Source organism: Actinopolymorpha pittospori (genome assembly GCF_014873875.1).
GTDB lineage: Bacteria > Actinomycetota > Actinomycetes > Propionibacteriales > Actinopolymorphaceae > Actinopolymorpha > Actinopolymorpha pittospori.
The window spans coordinates 5,812,009-5,831,187 of record NZ_JADBEM010000001.1; the positions used below are offsets into that span (position 1 = coordinate 5,812,009).

The following is a 19,179-nucleotide window of genomic DNA, read 5'->3' on the forward strand; positions in this document are numbered from 1 at the left end:
AAGGAAGGGACGTGGTGATGGAGGCAAGGCAGGGCGCCGGCGACGAGGGCGAGTTCAGCAGCGACGAGTTCGCCCGCCGCGCCGAGCAGTTCCGGCGTGAGTTGCTGGCGCACTGCTACCGGATGCTCGGTTCGGCGGACGAGGCCGAGGATCTCGTGCAGGAGACCTTCCTGCGGGCGTGGCGGTCGTACGGCACCTTCCAGGGCAGGTCGTCCTTGCGGGTCTGGCTGTACCGCATTGCCACCAACGCCTGCCTGACCGCTCTCGAGCACCGCGGACGGCGGGCGTTGCCCTCCGGTCTGGGCGGTCCCAGCGGCGACCCGGACGCCCCGCCCAGTCCGGCCGGGCCCGACGTGGCGTGGGTGCAGCCGATCGCCGACGCGCTGCTGACCCCGGAATCGGAGGACCCCGCGACGATCGTGACCGCACGGGAGAGCCTGCGGCTCGCGCTCATCGCCAGCCTGCAGTACCTGCCTCCGCGGCAGCGGGCCGTTCTCATCCTGCGCGAGGTGCTCGGCTTTCCCGCCACCGAGGTCGCAACCCTGCTCGACACCACGCCGGCAGCCGTCAAGAGCGCGCTGCAGCGTGCCCGCGCCCGCCTCGACCAGGCGGCCCCGGTACGCGAGCAGCTCAGCAAGCCGACCGAGCCGCGCGCCCGCGCACTGCTCGACGACTACATCGCCGGCTTCGAGAACGCCGACACGGCAGCCCTGGAACGCGCGCTGCGCACCGACGCCGCGATCGAACTGGTCGGCACCCGCACCTGGTTCGCCGGCCGCGCCACCTGCCTGCGCTTCCTCACCCAGGTGATCGGGCGTCCGGGGGACTGGCGGATGATCCCTGTCTCCGCCAACGGACAGCCCGCCGTGGGCGCCTACCACCGCGACGGCGACGGGATCCACCGAGCGTTCGGGCTGGGCGTGCTCACCGTTACCGACGCCGGTATCGCCCGCGTCATCGTCTTCGGCGGCGGCCCTGATCTGGTCGCCAGGTTCGGCCTCCCACCGGTCCACCAGGGTGCCGGCGCTCCGTCCTTTCCCCGAACGACCTGAGGCGAGTGCAAGGGGTCGTTGACAACCCTCGGCGCCGCTTCCGGCGGAGGTGCGGCCAGTCACCCGGGACTGTCCGGAATCCACCCGGGTGACTGGTACCGACTCGTGGCTGAGCCGCCGGGCCTGGGGAGGTACCGTCAGGACATGGCAGCGCGCGCACGCAAGGACACCGGGTTGTTCGGGCCCGGTTCGGTCACCTGGCGGGTCCACGGCGAGCACGTGATGTGGGTGGCCGGTGTGCGGGCGTTGTACCTGCAGTCGCTGCACCCGCGGGTGATGCGTGGCACCTTCCAGAACTCCGCGTTGTTCGACCGCAAGAAGGCCTGGGCCCGGTTTCTGCGGACGACGGAGTTCGTCTCGATCCGGACCTTCGGCACCACGGCGCAGGTCGAGCGGGCCGGTGCCCGGGTGCGGGCGATCCACGCGAGCCTCACCGGCTACGACCCGGACACCGACGAGACCTTCCGTCTCGATGATCCGGAAGGCCTGCTCTGGGTGCACTGCGGGGAGATCGACTCCTACGTCGACATCGCGCGGCGGTCGGGAATCCTGAGCAACGACAAGGATGCCGACACCTATGTCGCGGAGAGCCGCCGCGCCGCCGAAGTTGTTGGCATCCCCTACTCCGACGCGCCCGCCTCCCGGGCCGACCTCGCGGACTACTTCGCGAGGATGCGGCCGAGGCTGTACGCGTGCCGGGAAGCCAGGCAGGGTGTGCTCAGCTCGTTCAACCCGCCGTTCCCGCTACGGCTCGCACCACTTCGGCTCGCGGTGCCCACGCTCAACTTCCTGGCGTTCTGTGCGCTTCCGCGATGGGCCCGGCGGATGTATGGCATTCCGACATTTCCGACCACCGAGCTCACCGTCACGCTCAGCCTGCGCAGCATCCAGCAGGCGAGTGCCCTGCTGCCGCGCCCCGCGATCCCCGCGCAGGTGTGACTTTCTCCCGTTCGAGACGGTTCGGACCCGCACGTGGTGCGAGGTGTGTCGCAAGGCGCCCGGACGACCGCCGCCGCGACATAGCCTCGAACCAGGAAGTCGTGCACGGAGCGCGCTGGGGGTTCGCACTGGGGCAGGGGTAGGAGGTCGTCCCGGATGTTCATTTACGACTTTGCCCAAGGAAACAAGGACATGCGGGACCTTCTCGGTGGGAAGGGCGCCAACCTCGCCGAGATGACCAACCTAGGGTTGCCGGTCCCGCCCGGTTTCACGATCACGACCGAGGCGTGCCGCACCTATCTCGAGACCGGCCGCGAGCCCGCCGAACTCCACGACGAGGTCACGGCCCACCTGACGGGCGTGGAGAAGGCGCGCGGAAAGACCCTCGGCGACCCGGGTGACCCGCTACTCGTCTCCGTCCGTTCCGGCGCGAAGTTCTCCATGCCCGGGATGATGGACACGGTCCTCAACATCGGCCTGACGGACCAGTCCGTTCGCGGGCTCGCCGAGCAGGCCGGCGACGAACGCTTCGCCTGGGACTCCTACCGCCGGCTGCTGCAGATGTTCGGCCGTACCGTGCTCGGTATCGACGGCGCCCACTTCGACGAGGCACTGGAGGACGTCAAGCGCGACCGGGGCGCCGAACATGACGTGGACCTGGACGCCGATGCGCTCCGCGGGCTCGTGAGGACGTACAAGTCCATCGTCTCGGAGGAGAGCGGGCGGGACTTCCCGCAGGATCCGCGCGAGCAACTCGACGCCGCGGTCCGCGCCGTGTTCGACAGCTGGAACGCTCCCCGGGCCGAGACCTACCGGCGCCAGGAACGTATCCCCGCCGACCTCGGTACGGCCGTCAACGTGGTCGCGATGGTCTTCGGCAACCTCGGGCCCGACTCCGGTACCGGTGTGGCGTTCACCCGTGATCCGGCCTCCGGCGCCCGCGGGATCTACGGGGACTACCTGGCCAACGCGCAGGGCGAGGACGTGGTGGCGGGCATCCGCAACACCGTTCCGCTCGCCGACCTCGGCCAGCACAACAAGGAGGCCTACGCCCAACTGCTCGACATCATGGCGACCCTCGAGGGGCACTACCGGGACCTGTGTGACATCGAGTTCACCATCGAGCGTGGCCGGCTGTGGATGCTGCAGACCCGGGTGGGCAAGCGCACCGCCGCCGCGGCGTTCCGGATCGCCGTCCAACTCGTCGACGAGGGGCTGGTCGAGGAGGACGAGGCACTCGCCCGGGTCGACGGGCACCAACTGGCGCAGCTGATGTTCCCCCGCTTCGACGAGCGGGCGCAACGGACGCCGATCGCGAAGGGTATGAACGCCTCGCCCGGCGCCGCCGTGGGCCGCGCGGTCTTCGACACCGGCACCGCCGTCGACTGGGCCCAGAACGCGCACGAGCAGGTGATCCTGGTCCGTCGGGAGACGACGCCGGACGACCTCGACGGGATGATCGCGGCGCGCGGAATTCTCACCAGCAGGGGCGGCAAGACCTCCCACGCCGCCGTCGTGGCGCGGGGGATGGGCAAGACCTGCGTGTGCGGTGCGGAGGAACTCGACATCGACCTCGGCCACGGACTCTTCACCGCGCCCGGTGGCGTCGAGGTCCGCGAAGGTGACGTGATCTCGATCGACGGCTCCTCCGGTGAGGTCTTCCTCGGCGAGGTTCCGGTGGTCGACTCGCCCGTCGTCCGCTACTTCGAGGGCGAACTCGACCCGGACGCGGCCGCCGCCGACGAACTGGTGGGTGCCGTCCACCGGTTGATGACGGTGGCCGACGACCGGCGGCGGATGGGTGTCCGCGCGAACGCCGACATGCCCGAGGACGCGGCGCGGGCCCGTTCGATGGGCGCGGCCGGCATCGGGCTGTGCCGGACCGAGCACATGTTCCTCGGGGACCGCCGACGCTACGTCGAACGGCTGATCCTCGCCGAGGGGGAACGGGAACGCGAGGAGGCGCTCGAGGCGCTCCTGCCCCTCCAGCGCGACGACTTCGTGCAGATCCTGGCGGCGATGGACGGCCTGCCCGTCACGGTCCGGCTGCTCGACCCGCCGCTGCACGAGTTCCTGCCCGACCTGACCGAACTGTCGGTCCGGGTCGCGCTCGCGCGCGAGCGGGGCAAGGAGGACAGCGGCGACCTCCGCCTGCTGCAGGCCGTCCGCCGGCTGCACGAGCAGAACCCGATGCTGGGGCTGCGTGGCGTACGCCTGGCCCTGGTCGTACCTGGTCTGGCCACCATGCAGGTGCGGGCGATCGCCGAGGCCGCGGCCATCCGGGCCGACGCGGGCGGCGACCCGCGGGTCGAGGTGATGATCCCGTTGGTCGGCGCGGTCCAGGAACTCGAACTCAGCCGCGAGGACGCCGAACGCACGATCGCGGAGGTCCGGCAGCGTACGGGCTTCAGCGCACCGATCCCGATCGGGACGATGGTCGAGCTACCCCGTGCCGCGTTGACCGCGGGGGACATCGCGCAGGTCGCGGAGTTCTTCTCCTTCGGCACCAACGACCTGACCCAGACCACGTGGGGTTTCTCCCGGGACGACGTGGAGGGCAGCTTCTTCTCGGCCTACCTCGAGAAGGGTGTCTTCGGCGCCTCGCCGTTCGAGTCCATCGACGTCGACGGCGTGGGCCGACTGGTCAGGATCGCGAGTGAGGAGGGCCGGGCCTCCCGTCGCGACCTCAAGCTCGGCGTGTGTGGCGAGCACGGAGGCGACCCGGAGTCGGTGCACTTCTTCCACGACGTGGGGCTCGACTACGTGTCCTGCTCGGCGTTCCGGGTGCCCGTCGCGAGGCTGGAGGCCGGTCGCGCGGCGGTGCTGGCGGAGCGGACCGCGCCCACCGGGCCCATGGACTCCGACGCGGCCAACGCGAGCCGCTGAGCGCACACGTCGGATCCGCTCGGGAAGACCCGGACGAGTTCGGTACGGCCGCCGTGCCCGTGGATGGCCTCGACCTCGATCAGCGCGTCGTAGACGACGACCGAACGCACGGGACCGGCGTGCCAGGCGACCGAACACTTGCCGTTCGGATAGCGGGTGACCCACGCGACCAGGCCCGAGCCGGAGACGCCGCTCGCGTCCTCGCGCCGCATCATCGCGTACAGTTCCGGCTTCGCGAGGAGCCCTTCCACGCCGGCTGTCTCCCCCGTCTCCACCATCACCGCTCGCCCCTCCGTACGTCGTCGACCCCCCTGGCGTGACGCGCGGCGGCTGGGCAGAGTTCACGGTGGGCACCCAACCGCCGCGCGGCACGCATTTGAGCATTGGACACACAATGCCTGCGGGGAAGGGAGTTGGACGGGGAGATGGTAGGGGAGGGTTCGGGGATGTTTCTCGTCTTTCTCAACCTTTCCACTCCGGCACACCTAGTGGATTATGGGGGATGTCGCCCATGAGGAGGTGTCGGGTTGGAACCCAACAATGGGTTACGTTCCGCCAGGGAAAAGACGCTGTCCCAAGAATCCCCGGGCCACGCGATGTCCCGCCAGGAGCTCGCCGACCAGGTCAACACCTATTTGCTGCGGCACACGGGGCGCGAGTTCGGAATCGACGCCAATTACGTCGGCAAGCTCGAGAGGGGGGTGATTCGCTGGCCGCAGAAAATGTATCGCGACGCATTTCGAGCTGTTCTCGGAGCTGCGAGCGACCGAGATCTCGGCTTCTTCAATCCCCGCCGAGGCCCGAGTACCGTCACCGATGTGAATCGCCAGGACTTCATGCGGGCATCGTTGCTCGGCGTCGGCGGGCTGCTCACGCCGGCGGCCTTCGACCTGCTCCGACCGATCGAGTCGAGTCCCGTCCCGGCCAGGATCGGACGGGACGAGATCGCGCACGTGCGAGCCGCCGCGACGCTGTTCTCGCGGTGGGACCACACCTACGGCGGCGGGTTCGTGCGGGACGCCGTGGTCACTCAGCTGCGGTGGTCGGCCCGGTTGCTGCAGGCCGGTGCCTCCCAGCGCGAGCGCTTCGAACTGCACGAGGCGGTGGGTCATCTCGGTCATGTCACCGGCTTCATGGCCTTCGACGCCTACGCGTTCCACGATGCCGAACGCATCTTCAAGTTCGCCCTCGCCTGCGCTGAGGCGTCGGGCAACTGGCACCTACGGGCGAAGGTGCTGTCCTCCATGGCCCGGTTGGCGATCTGGCGCGGACACGCCGACGCCGGCATGGCCCTCACCGACCTCGCCCTGATGCGCACCGACCGCCTGCACGCCACCGAACAGGCCATGCTGCTGACCGCCCGGGCGCGGGCCCTCGCGAAGCTGGGGCGAACTCAGGAGACGCTGCGGGTCGTCGGCGCGGCCGACGAGGCGTTCGCGCGCGCCAACCCGGCCGAGAACCCACCGTGGATGGCCTACTACGACGCCGCGCAACACGCGGGTGACACCGGCCACGCGCTCTTCGACCTGGACGTGCGCGGGTACCCGACGGAGGCGAGCCGCCGTCTCGCCACCGCGGTCGCCGGGCACACCGCGCCGTTCGCCCGGTCACGCACGATCTCCCGGATCAAGCTGGCTTCGCTGACCATGGCGACCGACGATCCGCGCGAGGCGGTGGCCATCGGTACGTACGCCCTGGACACCGCGGGGCGGCTGCGGTCCCGGCGGATGGCCGACGACCTGCGGGAGCTACACCGCTACGCGAGGCCGCACGCGATGATCCCCGAGGTCGTCGAACTGCGACACCGGCTCGCGACACTGGTCGAGTAGCCGCCGCCGGTCTACTCCGCCGGCGGCCACAACCGCGGGCAGGTGACCGGGTCGGTGTAGTCCGGCTGGTTCTCCGGCGTACGACGGACGTAGGTGTCGTTCGGGTGTGCGGCGAGCGTGCCGTCGGCGCGGAGGTGCTCCACGAAGCGGTTCGAACCCGGCTGCATGTGGATCGCGATCGCTCGCCGGGGCGCCGCGCTCCGGTTCGGACCGCTGCCGTGCACCATCCGGCAGTGGTGGAAGCTCATCGCACCGCGTGGGATCTCCGCGACGACGACCTTGACGTCGTGTCGCGCACGCACCGAGTCGAGGGTCGACAGGTCGGGGTTGAAGAAGTCGAGCACCACGTCGTCCTGCCAACGGTGGCTGCCGTCGACGAAGGACACCGCACCCTCGCGTACGCCGACGTCGTGGAAGGGCACCCAGGCGGTGAGCATCTCGCTGCTCGCGGCACTACGCCAGTACTGCCGGTCGGTGTGCCAGCCGACGTTCACCGTCCCCGACGCGGGGAGCCCTTCCTCGGCCGGCTTGTAGAGCAGCTGGTCGTGCCACAGCCGGATCTCCGGTTCGCCGTTCAGGAGAGAGGCGCAGGCTCCGACCAGCGGATGGCGCACCAGAACGGCGAGGTCGTCGACGATCAGTGACGAGTAGTCGTTCTTGCGGAGGATGTCGCCGTGTTCGGGTCGCCAGCCGGTCCGGTCCGAGCCGTCGGGGAGCGGCCGATCCGCCTCGCCCGCGTAGAAGCGCGCCATGCCGCGCTCGGCGGTGTCGAGTACCTCCGGCGGCAGGATCTGGCCGGAGATCCAGTACCCGTGCTCCTGGTAGAAGGCCACGTCCCGCGATGTCGGCAGCAGGTGGGCGTACCGCTCGAGAAGCGCCTCAGTCGTGGTGGTCATGGTCGGGACGCTACGGCCGGCTCTGGTCGCGGGCGTTCACGTTGCGGCCGTGAAACGTACAGAATCACCGGGTGAACGACGGCTGCCTGGTGCGCCCCGCGGGTATCCAGGCCGGCTTCCACGCCTACCTCGACCAGGCGGGCGTGCCCGGCCTCGTGCACGCGGGTGACCAGCGAGCGCCCACCTCCTGGCTCATCGGTGCCCACACGCATCCGGTGTGGGAGCTGTACCTGCAGACCGACGGGCCGCCGACGCGCTGGCGGGTGCGCGATCGGGAGTACGCCGTCGCGCGGCACGGGCTGCTCGTCGTGCCACCTGGTGCGGTCCACCACATGGTCGCTCCGGCGACGACGGCCTGGCAGTTCGTGTTCGCCGCCTTCGACGTCGCGGTGCTGCTGGCCGACCTGCCCGACGTCGCGCGGCCGTGGTGGCGGCGATTCCCGGCGTACCTGCCAGACGCCGGCTCGGCGCTGGGGCCCTTCGAGGCGTTCCTTCGTGAGGTCACCACCACCCAGTCGCTGCGTACGACGGGACTGGCGCTGACCGCGCGACAGCTCCTGGTCGAGGTCACCCGCCTGATGACGAGCGAGCGGGCGGACGGCAGGGTCGGACTGCACCCTGCCGTCGCCCACGCCCGTCGGCTGCTCGACGCGGATCCGGCGCTGCGGCTGCGGCTGGCCGATCTCGCCGGTGCGGTCGGGCTCTCACCGGCGTACCTCGCGGAGCTGTTCACCGCCCAGCTCGGCACCAGTCCCGCCCGGTACCAGCGGCGGCTGCGGCTGCACCGGGCGGAGATGCTGTTGGCCGAGACCGACCACAGCGTCACCCAGATCGCGGTCGAACTGGGGTTCTCCTCCGCCCAGCACTTCGCCACGGCGTTTCGTGCGGAGTCCGGTCGAACTCCCCGGGAGTTTCGCCGTCAGTGGCGAGCGGGCAGCAGGGTCCGGCCCCGGGTCAGCGCGTAACCGGTCCGGTCGAGGTTGTTCTCCAGCCCGGAGAAGCCCTGCGTCTCCTCGTAGCGGTCTGAGGTGAACCGGTTGTCCACGTCGTCGGCCGTCCCGCCCATCAGGTCCGGGCCCAGTCCGAACAGGTCGAACAGGTGCCCGGTGTCCATCAGACTGGTCACCCCGCTCAGGTCGCTGGTGTGATAGTTGCCGAGGTAGTGCCCGGCCTCGTGGGAGACGACGTTGCCGATCGCCTCACCGAGGAACGCGATCTTGTCGGCGTCGTCGGCGACGTAGGTGTTCAGCGAGAGAACGTTGCCGGCGGGGGCGCTCATCTGGTCCAGCAGCACCAGCGCGGTCTCGGCGCGGTCGAAGTTGCCCGGGTCGATGGACTGCGCGATGCCGACGGCGGAGAAGATCCCGGCCTCCTCGATGGTGCCGCCGACGATGACGCGGCTGACCCCGGGGCGCCCAAAGGTGTCGGGATCGTCCTCGGAGTTGGTGATCCGGACGTCGACCCGGGGGTTCGTGCTGCCGTCGGCGACCTCGCGGGACAGGTTGTCCCGGACGGTCCGGGTCACCGCCTCGACGAGCGCCGGCCGGTCGGCCGGGGTGAGTCCCCAGTTGCCGAGGAAGGCGTCCAGCCCGCTCAGCTCGCGGACGCCGGGAACGAGGGCCGCCGCGCCGAAGATTCTGTTGTTGACCCGGGCGCCGTCGAAGTCGAGGAAGATCGTCTGGGTCTCGGGGCGCTCACCACCGGCCCGGTAGACCTCGACTGTCGCGTCGTAGTCGCCCGCTTCGTCGCTGATCGCGATGTAGTGCCGGCCGCCGACCGCCGCCACGTGGTCGGCGGTCGCGTTGCCGCCGCCGGGCAGCGGGGAGTCGGCGGGGAGCACCGCGGACACGTCGAGACCCGAGCCCTGGACGAGGACGCCGTCCGGGTCGAAGACGCTCAGCTTCCGGGCACTGCCGCGCACGGTGGCGCCGAGGACGTCGCCGGGCGCCAGGTCGACCGCGTACACGTCGAGGTCAGCGGTCGCGACGGTGAGGGTCACGGTGTAGGGGCCCTCGGTGCCCACGCCGATGCCGCTGCCGGAGTCGAACGGGTTGATCGGGAACGGCAACGGGTACGCGCTGCCCACCGAGACGTAGTAGGTGCCGGCCTCCTCGAACTGGTACGACAGGTGGACCGGGCCACCCAGGCCGGTCATGTCCTGGCCCGCGGTGACGAGCTGTCCCTGGCCGTCGTACAACGCGATGCCGGGCAACAGGAGGCCGTCGGCGGCCACGACGTCGATGGTGAGGGTCTTCCCGGCGGTCGCCTCGAGGCGATAGAAGTCGAAGTCGCCGGTCTGGTCACCGGCGGAGCCGTGCGGACCGTCGCCGATGCTGGCTTCGGTGCGGATGCTGGCCCGCTCCTGGTCGATCCAGGTCGCCCGGGCGAGCGGGATGGCGCCGTCGTCCTCCGCACCACGCGGGAGGGTGACGGTCTCCACCGGCTCGGGCGCGAGGGCGCCGGTGACGTGGGCCCGCGGGTTGTCCCGCTTGCCGGTGCCGAAGTCCTTCACCCGCTGCGCGGTCGCCACGCTGTCGTTGTCGCCGTACTCCGTCGCGGACTCGGCGTCTCGTACTGAAAGCGGTTGCCGGACCCGCGCTGCCGCGTTCTTCTTCGCGAGCTTCTTCGCGCGCTCCTCACCTGCCGCCCGCAGGACCCTGTTCCAGCCGATGTAGTCGGCGGTGCTCGGGTCGGGCAGCAGCGAGAGGTACGGGTTCGCGGAGCGTGGCCCCTCACCCGGCGCGGCGGGCGGCGTCGTCTGCAGGCCGAGTTCGGCGGCCTGGCGCTGCGCTTCGCGTCTCGTCTCGTCCGGGTCGGACGCGGCCGCACTCGTCGCCAGCATTCCTGGCACCACCAGCACCACCGCGCCGAGCGCCGCACCCATTGTCCAACGGCGTTTCATCGGCTCTCTCCCTCAGATCGTCAGCCCGGGGGTACGCCGATGTGACGGCGTGGCGCGTTTGGAGACACCACGCCTTGGTCGTCCCCCGTTGACGATCGAGCCTAGGGTCGGGGCGCGGATGGCCCATCCCCCGCGAGGGTGATCCCTTCTGGTCCCTGAGCACGAGCAAAGATCTGGTAAAGGAGCGCTGCCAGACCTCGGTCGCGCACCGGGAACGCGGGGGTGAAAAGGGGTTCTAGCCGAAGAGGCCCTGACCCCACCAGCCGCCGGGACGAACGCCGGGCGGGCAGGCGAAGACGGCGCTGCCGACGTGCTTGATGTACTCGTTGAGCGCGTCGGAGGCGCCGAGCCGGCGTTGCAGGCGGACGAAGGTCTCGGGGTCGTTCTGGAAGCTGACGAAGAACAGTCCGGCGTCCAGCTGTCCGGTCAGCGGGTCCATGCCGTCGGTGAAGGAGTAGCCCCGACGCAGGATCTTCCGACCGCCGTTCTCGCTGGGGGCAGCGAGCCTGATGTGGGCGTTGGTGGCGATGACCGGCATGCCGTCGGGACCCTTCGCGGCGAGGTCCACCTTGTCGTGCTCGTTGGTGCCGGTGAGTGGACCGCCGCCGACCTTCTGCCGTCCGAACACCGCCTCCTGGTCCTCCAGGCGGTCACGGTCCCAGGACTCGATCAGCATCCGGATGCGCCGCGCGACGAGGTAGGTCCCGCCCCGCATCCATGCCGGCTCACTGCCCTGCCCGACCCAGACGAAGCCGGACAGGTCGGCGGTGTCCTCGGCCCGGATGTTGTTGGTGCCGTCCTTGAAGCCCATCAGGTTGCGCGGCGTCGACTGGCTCCGGCTGGTGGTGGACGTTCGACCGAAGCCGAGTTGGCACCAGCGCATGACCACGCTGCCACGGCCGAGGCGGAGCAGGTTACGAACGGCGTGGAAGGCCACCTGCGCGTCGTCGGCGCACGCCTGCACACACAGGTCGCCGCCCGATCGGTCCGGGTCGAGCTCGTCGCCGGGCAACGCCGGAAGCTCGCGGAGGGCGGCCGGCCGTCGCTGCTCGAGGCCGAACCTCCGGTCGAACAACGACGGTCCGAAACCGACCGTCAGGGTGAGGTTGGCGGCTGCGAGCCCCTCCGCCTCACCGGTGTCGACCGGCGGTGCCATCGGATGCCCCGCGACGGCGCCGACCGGCGAGCCCTTCACCAGGTGGGCGCCGGCCTCCGTCCACGACTTCAGCAGCTCCACGAGGTCGGCGCGGGCGGTGGTGGTGACGTCGAACGACGCGAAGACCATGCGCTCCTGCGCAGGCGTGGCGATACCCGCCTGGTGGTCACCGTAGAACGACACGACGTCACTGGGCGGCGGGGTGGCCGCGGTCCTGGTCTCCCCGTCGTCGTTCCCGGCGAGGACTCGGGCCGCGCCGGCGCCGACGGCGACGCCGCCGACCCCGGCCGCCCCGGTGAGGAACCCACGACGGGAGACGCTCACTTGGCTGACACCACCTTCTCCGCGACCGTCGAGAGGGGCTCGGCGAGCGCGTCCACCTGGTTGGCGATGAGCTTGACCTCGTCCTTGGACAGTGCGGAGTAGCTCTGGAACGACCTACCGTCCCGGTGCTTCGCCAAGGTCTGGTTGACGGCCGTGAAGCGCGCGTTGACGGTCGTCACGACGTCCTTGTCGGTGCGCTGGAGAGCCGGCGACAACAGGTCGAAGGCCCGCTTGGCGCCGTCGACGTTGGCCCAGATGTCGAGCAGGTCGAGGTGGGAGTAGCGCTCCTCCTCGCCGCTGATCTTGGAGCCGGAGACCTCGGTCAGCAGGGACGTCGCGCCGTTGGCCAGGTCGGCCGGCTGGTAGCTGACGTCCTGCACCAGCCCGTCGAGCTTGGTGACGTCGGCGTCCAGCTTGTCGGCCAGCGGCTTGAGCCCGGCCGTGGAGTTCTTCTCCCACAGGGCGCGCTCGAGCGGGTGGAAGCCGGTCCACTCACTCGGGTTGGCGACGTCGTTGATCCGGGCGTCGATCGCGGGGTCCAGGTCGCCGAAGCTCTCCGCCACCGGCTCGATGCGTTCGTAGTGGGTGCGCGCGGGACCGTAGAGCTCCTTCGCCTGCGCGACGTCACCCGCGCGAACGGCGTCGGTGAACGCCTTGGTCGCGGTGACGAGCTGGGCCGTCTCGTGCTGCACGTAGTCGCGGTAGCCGGCCACGCCGTTGGCGAGCTGCTTCGTCACCCCGGACGTCGGCGACGGTGCCGCGGCGGTTCCGCCCGTCACCTTGAAGGTCGAGGTCTCCTGCTGCGCGCCGGGGCAGTAGACGCTGTAAGTGCCGGCCTTGAGGTCGAGGGAGAACGTCCCGGACAAGCCAGGTGTGAGGTTCTCCCGTTCGCCGAGGATCCGGCCCTCCGGGCTCACCAGCTCGGCCTCGGTGACCGTCTGGGAGTCGGTGTTGCGGACGTCGAACTTCACCGGTCCGGCGGGGACGGACGCCGGCTCCGGTCGGCAGCCCTCGTCGGCGATGGCGATCGCGACCGCCTGGCTGCCGCTGGACGCGCCCGGGGACGCCGCGCCCTCCTCCTGGGTGGTGGCCACCTTCTGGCAGCCGGCGAGGGCCGCCAGCGCGAGCGGCGCGGCCAGCAGGATCGGCCAGCGGCGCAGGGATCGTGGGGCGCGAGCGTTCACGGCGGGATGCCTTTCCTGGGCGAGCCGGGGCGAGTCGCCACGCGGCTCCGGACGATTCATGGGACGGGGGTGGATCATGCGTTCGGCCGGTCGAGCGTTCACCGGGCGCTCTGGGGCTGGGTGTGGCTGTCGTTGGCGGAGCTGCCGGCGGCGGGGCGCTGTCCGCCGCGGACCGAGCGGGCGACGTAGATGGCGAGCGGAACGACGTAGACGAGCCAGACGGCCACCTCGACCACCACGGGCTTGGCCTGCAGGCCGAGCACACCGGTGAGAAGCGACTCCTGGACCGAGCCGGGGCGCACCAACCAGCTGAGGTCCAGCGCCCGCGCCTGCCCGAAGTTGAGCCAGCCGGCGGCGTGCGCGGTGTGCGCGGCAGTCATCAACAGGCCACCGGCGACCACCACGAGTACGAGACCGGTCACGCGGAAGAACTTCGACAGGTTGATCCGGACGCCGCCACGGTAGATGCCGTAACCGAGCCCGGCGGCGATGATCAGGCCGACCAGCGCGCCGACGCCGGCCAGCGCGGGCGTGCCGGCGGTCCGGAACAACGCGAGCAGGAAGACCACGGTCTCGATGCCCTCTCGGAGGACGGCGAGGATCGCCATCCCGACCAGGGCCAGCAGGGACCCGCTGGCCAGGGCGGAGGAGGCGGCGCCCTCGAGGTCCTTCTTCAGGTCGCGGGAGTGCCGGCGCATCCAGACGACCATGTAGGTCACCATGGCGACGGCGACCAGTCCGACGACCGTCTCCAAGCCCTCCTGTGCCTGCTGGGTAAGCTCGGAGGACAACACGATCAATCCGATCGCCACGGCGACGCAGACCAGGACGGCGAGGAGGACGCCGAGCCAGACGTATCTCACCGCGTCGGCCCGGCCTCGGCGGCGAAGGAACGCCGCGACGATTCCGACGATGAGTGCGGCCTCTAGGCCTTCTCGCAAGCCGATCACGAACGTCGCGAGCACGGTGGTCGTCTCCTCGACTCTCGGCGAGGAGCCCGTCGCCGAGATCTCTTTGGTAAGCCTTACCTATCTTTCGCCGGCTCACTGTACACCGCTTGTCCCGGTCCGTCTGCCCACCTGGCAGGCCCCGGCATCCTGGTTCCGGAGCCGGTCAGCATTCGCCGGACTGGTCGGCGCCAGGATCGACGAGATCGACGGGATCGACGAGCGCAGGATCGACGAGCGCAGGATCGAGGGGCGCCGGATCGGCGCGAGCACGCCGCGGCGACGGAGATGCCCTAGTGTGCTGTCCTGCGATGAACGAATGGGGAAGCTCCGAGCGAGGTCAGACCACCGGCTGCTACGACGCCGCTGACGTCGAACGCTGGGTCCCCGAGCCGCCCAAGAGCGCCAGCCGTACGCCGTTCGCCCGCGACCGGGCGAGGGTGCTCCATTCCGCGGCTCTGCGACGGCTCGCCGCGAAGACCCAGGTGCTCGGCCCGGGGATCGACGACTTCGTCCGCACCCGGTTGACCCATTCCCTCGAGGTGGCGCAGGTCGGCCGCGAACTCGGTCAGTCCCTCGGCTGCGACCCGGACGTGGTCGACACCGCCTGCCTGGCCCACGACCTTGGACACCCGCCGTTCGGGCACAACGGCGAGACCGCCCTGGACGAGGTGTCCGGCCCGATCGGAGGCTTCGAGGGCAACGCGCAGACGCTGCGGCTGCTGACCCGGCTGGAGGCGAAGACGTTCGCCGATCTGCCCGGCGGCGCGCCGGGCGACGGACGCAGCGCCGGCCTCAACCTCACCCGCGCGACGCTGGACGCCGCCACGAAGTACCCCTGGTGTCGCGGCGAAGGGCCGCCGGAGGCCGGCGCGAAGTTCGGTGTGTACGACGACGACCAGGAGGTCTTCGGCTGGCTGCGAACCGGGGTCGGCGACAGTCGCCGCTGCCTCGAGGCCCAGGTCATGGACTTCGCGGACGACGTCGCCTACTCCGTCCACGACGTCGAGGACGGCGTGGTCTTCGGCCGCATCTCCCTGGACTGGCTCGCCGACCCGGCGGAACGGGGGAGCGTCTGGGAGGTCGTGCGCGACTGGTACATACCCGGGAGCGACGACGCCGAGCTCGACGCGGCGTACGACCGGCTACGCGGGTTCGGCTACTGGCCGCGCGCGGCCTACGACGGCCACCGGCGGTCCCTCGCGGCACTGAAGGACCTCACCAGCCAGCTCATCGGCCGGTTCTGCTTCGCCGCCGAACGCGCCACGCAGGACGCCTATGGTCCCGCTCCGCTGATCCGCTACCGCGCCGACCTCGTCGTCCCCCACGAGACCAGGGTGGAGATCGCCGTCCTCAAGGGCGTCGCCGCGAGGTACGTCATGCGTTCGGCGGAGCGGGTGGCTCTGCTGTCCCGCCAGCGGGAGGTCGTCCAGGGACTCGTCGCGGCCCTGCGCCTTAGCGCGCCATACGGGCTGTCGCCCGGGTTTCAGGCCGACTTCGAGGCGGCGGCCGACGACCCCGGCCGGCTGCGGGTGATCATCGACCAGGTCGCGTCGCTGACCGACGCCTCCGCGGTGTCGTTGTACCGCACGTTGCGGCCGTGACCCCGACGGCTCGGTAACCCCGACCGGTCCACCGCTGCCGTGGACGGGGGACCGGCGACCCGGCCACGCGCGACACGGCCAGTTTCCGCCGGGACCATGATTGGGGTCCACGGCTGTGGCACGGTGGGATCCGCGCCCATGCAGCCGACGCCGAACCGAAGGAGTCCATCGATGGCTGAGCAGACTGGTCCCACGTTCGTCGTGATCGGAGCGAGCCTCGCCGGTGCCAAGGCGGCTGAGGCGCTGCGGTCCGGAGGTTTCGAAGGCCGGCTCGTTCTGGTCGGCGCGGAGAACGAACTGCCCTACGAGCGGCCGCCGCTGTCCAAGGGCGTGCTGCTCGGCAACGACGAGCCCGGCACGGTCTACGTCCACGACCAGGCGTGGTACGACGAGCAGCGAATCGAACTCCGCCTCGGCGTCTCCGCCCGACAGGTGGACACCTCCGCGCACGAGGTGGCACTCAGTGACGGCGACACGCTGCACTACGACAAGCTGCTGCTCGCCACGGGCTCGGTCGTCCGCCGGCTGGAGATCCCCGGGATCGACCTGCAGGGCGTGCACTACCTCCGCACGCTGAGCGACTCGCTCCGGCTGCTGGAGACCTTCCGGGCCGGAGGCAGGGTGGTGGTGATCGGCGCCGGTTGGATCGGGATGGAGACGGCGGCCGCCGCGCGCAACCACGGCGCGGAGGTGGTGGTCGTCGAGCCGCAGCCAGGCCCGCTGTACGCCGTTCTCGGTGCGGAGATGAGCGAGGTGTTCGCCGACCTGCACCGTGCGCACGGCGTCGACCTCAGGTTCGGGTCGGGGGTCGCGGAGATCCGGGGCGAGGGCGGGGCGGTCCGGACGGTCGTGACCGCCGACGGTCAGGAGATTCCCGCCGACACGGTGATCGTCGGTATCGGTGTGAGCCCGGACGTCGAGCTCGCGCAGGCGGCCGGCCTGGACGTCGACAACGGCGTCCTGACGGATGAGTTCCTGCGTACGTCGGACCCGGACGTCTACGCGGCCGGAGACGTCGCGCGCTGGCACTCGCCCCTGTTCGGCCGCCGGATCCACGTCGAGCACTGGGCCAACGCACAGGACGGCGGGACCGCCGCGGGACGCTCGATGCTCGGCGCGGGCGAGCCCTACGACGTGGTGCCGTTCTTCTTCAGCGACCAGTACGACCTCGGGATGGAGTACTCCGGCGACCTCGGGGACGGTTACGACAACGTGGTCGTCCGCGGCGACCTGAAGACACGTGAGTTCGTCGCGTTCTGGCTGCGTCAAGGACGGGTTGTCGCCGGCATGAACGTCAACGTGTGGGACGTCCAGGACGCCATCCAGGCCCTGATCCGGTCCGGGCGCGCGGTCGACGGGGCGAAGCTCGCCGACGGCGACGTCGCGCTCGACGCGGTCTACGCCGGCTGAGGCGACGGTCCGCGGCGATTCTGAGGCGGCAGTCCGCGGCGACTGCCTGAGCGAGGTTCGAGGGAGCGGTCACCGGCTCGCGTCCGGTGGCCGCTTTCTCGCGCCTGGACGCGGCGAGCCTTGCCGGCCGCCCCACCTTGGCTGAGGCGGCACCTGACGAAAGTACGAGCGGTCCGGCCACCTTCGCCGGTGCCGTCGGGGGCCGCTGCCGCCATAGCCTCCTCACGATCCGCCGGCGAGAACTCCGCCGGTGTCACCGTGAGGAGCTGGACATGATCACCTTGACGGGACTGACGAAGAGGTACGGTCCCACGCTCGCCGTGAACAACCTGTCGTTCGAGGTGCGGCCCGGCCGGGTGACCGGATTCCTCGGCCCGAACGGCGCGGGAAAGTCGACCACCATGCGCATGGTGCTCGGGCTGGACCGACCCAGTGCGGGCGAGGTCACCGTGCACGGACGACGGTACCGCGACCTTCGTGAGCCGCTCCGCGAGATCGGCGCACTCCTCGACGCGCGGGCCATCCACCCCCGGCGCAGTGCCCGTGACCATCTGCGCGCGCTCGCGCACAGCAACGGTATCCCGCTCGCACGGGTCGACGACGTACTCGAACTCGTCGGCCTGGCCAAGGTGGCCGACCGCCGCGCGGGCGGGTTCTCCCTGGGAATGGGGCAGCGGCTCGGCATCGCCGGCGCCCTGCTCGGCGATCCCGGCATCGTGATGTTCGACGAGCCGGTCAACGGACTCGACCCCGACGGGATCCGCTGGGTCCGGGAGTTGATGCGCACGCTCGCCGGGGAAGGGCGCACGGTCTTCGTCTCCAGCCACCTGATGAGTGAGATGGAGGACACCGCCGACCATCTCGTCGTCATCGGCCGGGGCAAACTCGTCGTGGACGCGCCGATCGAGGAGGTGATCGGCGCGAGCGCCCACACCAGGGTTCGGGTGCGCACGCCGCAGGCCGCACGACTCGCCGAACTGCTCGCCGCGAAGGCCACCGTGCATCGTGAGTCCGACACCGCCCTCCTGGTGGCCGGGCTCGACGCCGACGCGGTCGGCGACATCGCCCATGCCGCCGGCATCGGCTTGCACGAGCTCACACTCAAGGAAGCCTCGCTGGAGCAGGCATACCTCGAACTCAGTCAAGAGCACCTTGACTATGACGGAACACAACGGCGGCCGCACCCCGGACTCGCCGCGACCAAGGAGGCACGACCATGACGGCGATGACCGACCTGATCAACGTCAAGGAGTCCTTGACGCCACGCGAACGGGTCGGCGCGGTTCGCCTGCTGCTGCGTTCCGTGCGGACCGAGTGGACGAAACTGCGAACCGTGCGTACGACACACGGCGCTCTGCTACTGACGGTCGTCTGCACCGCCGGCGTCGCGGCCCTGCTCGGTTGGGGAGTCTCGACCAGCAGCGTGGACCAACCGGACGCGAGGGCCGTCGACCTCGCCACCGTGGGGCTGGGCTTCGGCCAGTTCGGTGTTCTCGCCCTGGCCGCGCTGACGGTCACCTCGGAGTTCGGCAGCGATGCGATCAGGACCACGTTGGCTGCCACGCCGGCCCGCTGGGCGGTCGTCTGCGCGAAGGCGATCGTCGTCGCGGGTTATGCCTTCGTCGGCGCCTTCGTGGCGTTCGTGGTCGCGATGTACTCGGCCGCGGCGGTCCTCGGCAGGAGTCCGAGCGATGTCCTCGAGGCCGGCGCCCTCGCGGCCGGTGTCACGGCGGTGATGGCAGCGCTCGTGCTCGGGATCGGCACGTTGCTGCGCGGCACCGCGGTGACCGTGCTCGTCGCGGTCGCACTCGTGCTGGCGCCGACGATCGTGGCCGCCTCGGTGACGAACGAGGTCATCGTGAACGTCCTCGGTTACCTTCCCGCCGGTCTTGGCGAGGTCGTCACCGGCGGCCAGCGAGACGGCCTGCGCCGGTGGATGGCGGCCGCGCTGCTCGGAGCCTGGGTGGTGGTGGTTCTGGGTGCGGGGACGCGGGTCCTGTCCCGCCGCGACACCTGAGGCCGCGTCGCGTCCGAGCGGCGGCACCTGGCG

Annotated in this window: 14 protein-coding genes; 9 read left to right on the forward strand and 5 right to left on the reverse strand. The window is 70.6% G+C overall.

The features are described from left to right. Positions 1–17: 17 nt before the first annotated feature. The 4 genes from HEB94_RS27180 to HEB94_RS27195 all read left to right on the forward strand — a co-directional run bounded on the left by HEB94_RS27180 (position 18) and on the right by HEB94_RS27195 (position 6,706). Entirely contained in the window at positions 18–1,052 is a 1,035-nt protein-coding gene (locus tag HEB94_RS27180) for a sigma-70 family RNA polymerase sigma factor (RefSeq protein WP_192756697.1), read from the forward strand. Between the two features lie 144 nt (positions 1,053–1,196). Then, entirely contained in the window at positions 1,197–1,991 is a 795-nt protein-coding gene (locus HEB94_RS27185) for an oxygenase MpaB family protein (RefSeq protein WP_192752523.1), read from the forward strand. 156 nt (positions 1,992–2,147) lie between these two features. After that, entirely contained in the window at positions 2,148–4,877 is a 2,730-nt protein-coding gene (ppdK, locus tag HEB94_RS27190) for a pyruvate, phosphate dikinase (protein ID WP_192752524.1), read from the forward strand. An 818-nt stretch (positions 4,878–5,695) separates the two neighbouring features. Further along, positions 5,696–6,706: an NsdA family TPR-like regulatory protein gene (locus HEB94_RS27195; RefSeq protein WP_337918022.1), complete on the forward strand. Its 1,011-nt coding sequence runs from the start codon at positions 5,696–5,698 to the stop codon at positions 6,704–6,706. Positions 6,707–6,717: 11 nt separating this feature from the next. Here the strand turns inward: HEB94_RS27195 and HEB94_RS27200 are convergent, their stop codons facing one another. Next, positions 6,718–7,602 (reverse strand): phytanoyl-CoA dioxygenase family protein, encoded by an 885-nt coding sequence (locus tag HEB94_RS27200; protein WP_192752526.1) that lies wholly within the window; start codon positions 7,600–7,602, stop codon positions 6,718–6,720. Between the two features lie 71 nt (positions 7,603–7,673). Between HEB94_RS27200 and HEB94_RS53740 the strand changes: the two genes are divergently transcribed. After that, positions 7,674–8,567, forward strand: coding sequence for a helix-turn-helix domain-containing protein (locus HEB94_RS53740; protein ID WP_192752527.1), 894 nt, complete (start codon positions 7,674–7,676; stop codon positions 8,565–8,567). On the opposite strand, the gene HEB94_RS27210 is transcribed toward HEB94_RS53740, so the two are convergent. The 4 genes from HEB94_RS27210 to efeU form a co-directional block, all read right to left on the reverse strand. Then, the gene (locus HEB94_RS27210; protein WP_192752528.1) at positions 8,522–10,504 is read right to left on the reverse strand and encodes a PPC domain-containing protein; all 1,983 of its coding nucleotides are present in this window, start codon (positions 10,502–10,504) and stop codon (positions 8,522–8,524) included. The two genes, HEB94_RS53740 and HEB94_RS27210, sit on opposite strands and share 46 nt — an antisense overlap. Positions 10,505–10,739: 235 nt before the next feature. After that, positions 10,740–11,984 (reverse strand): iron uptake transporter deferrochelatase/peroxidase subunit, encoded by a 1,245-nt coding sequence (gene efeB, locus HEB94_RS27215; protein ID WP_192752529.1) that lies wholly within the window; start codon positions 11,982–11,984, stop codon positions 10,740–10,742. After that, a complete protein-coding gene (gene efeO / locus HEB94_RS27220) occupies positions 11,981–13,228 on the reverse strand; it encodes an iron uptake system protein EfeO (RefSeq protein WP_192752530.1) in 1,248 nt (415 codons plus the stop codon). The genes efeB and efeO overlap by 4 nt, the downstream gene beginning before the upstream one ends. Before the next feature lie 38 nt (positions 13,229–13,266). Then, the gene (gene efeU / locus HEB94_RS27225; protein ID WP_192752531.1) at positions 13,267–14,133 is read right to left on the reverse strand and encodes an iron uptake transporter permease EfeU; all 867 of its coding nucleotides are present in this window, start codon (positions 14,131–14,133) and stop codon (positions 13,267–13,269) included. Positions 14,134–14,426: 293 nt separating this feature from the next. Between efeU and HEB94_RS27230 the strand changes: the two genes are divergently transcribed. From HEB94_RS27230 to HEB94_RS27245, 4 genes are all read left to right on the forward strand, one after another. Next, the gene (locus HEB94_RS27230; RefSeq protein ID WP_192752532.1) at positions 14,427–15,719 is read left to right on the forward strand and encodes a deoxyguanosinetriphosphate triphosphohydrolase; all 1,293 of its coding nucleotides are present in this window, start codon (positions 14,427–14,429) and stop codon (positions 15,717–15,719) included. A gap of 171 nt (positions 15,720–15,890) precedes the next feature. After that, on the forward strand, positions 15,891–17,129 hold the full coding sequence (locus HEB94_RS27235; protein ID WP_192752533.1) for an NAD(P)/FAD-dependent oxidoreductase: 1,239 nt from the start codon (positions 15,891–15,893) through the stop codon (positions 17,127–17,129). A gap of 272 nt (positions 17,130–17,401) precedes the next feature. Next, positions 17,402–18,349, forward strand: a complete 948-nt coding sequence (locus HEB94_RS27240) for an ABC transporter ATP-binding protein (protein ID WP_192752534.1) — start codon at positions 17,402–17,404, stop codon at positions 18,347–18,349. After that, positions 18,346–19,146: a hypothetical protein gene (locus HEB94_RS27245; protein WP_192752535.1), complete on the forward strand. Its 801-nt coding sequence runs from the start codon at positions 18,346–18,348 to the stop codon at positions 19,144–19,146. Before HEB94_RS27240 ends, HEB94_RS27245 begins: the two co-directional genes overlap by 4 nt. Positions 19,147–19,179: the final 33 nt, after the last annotated feature.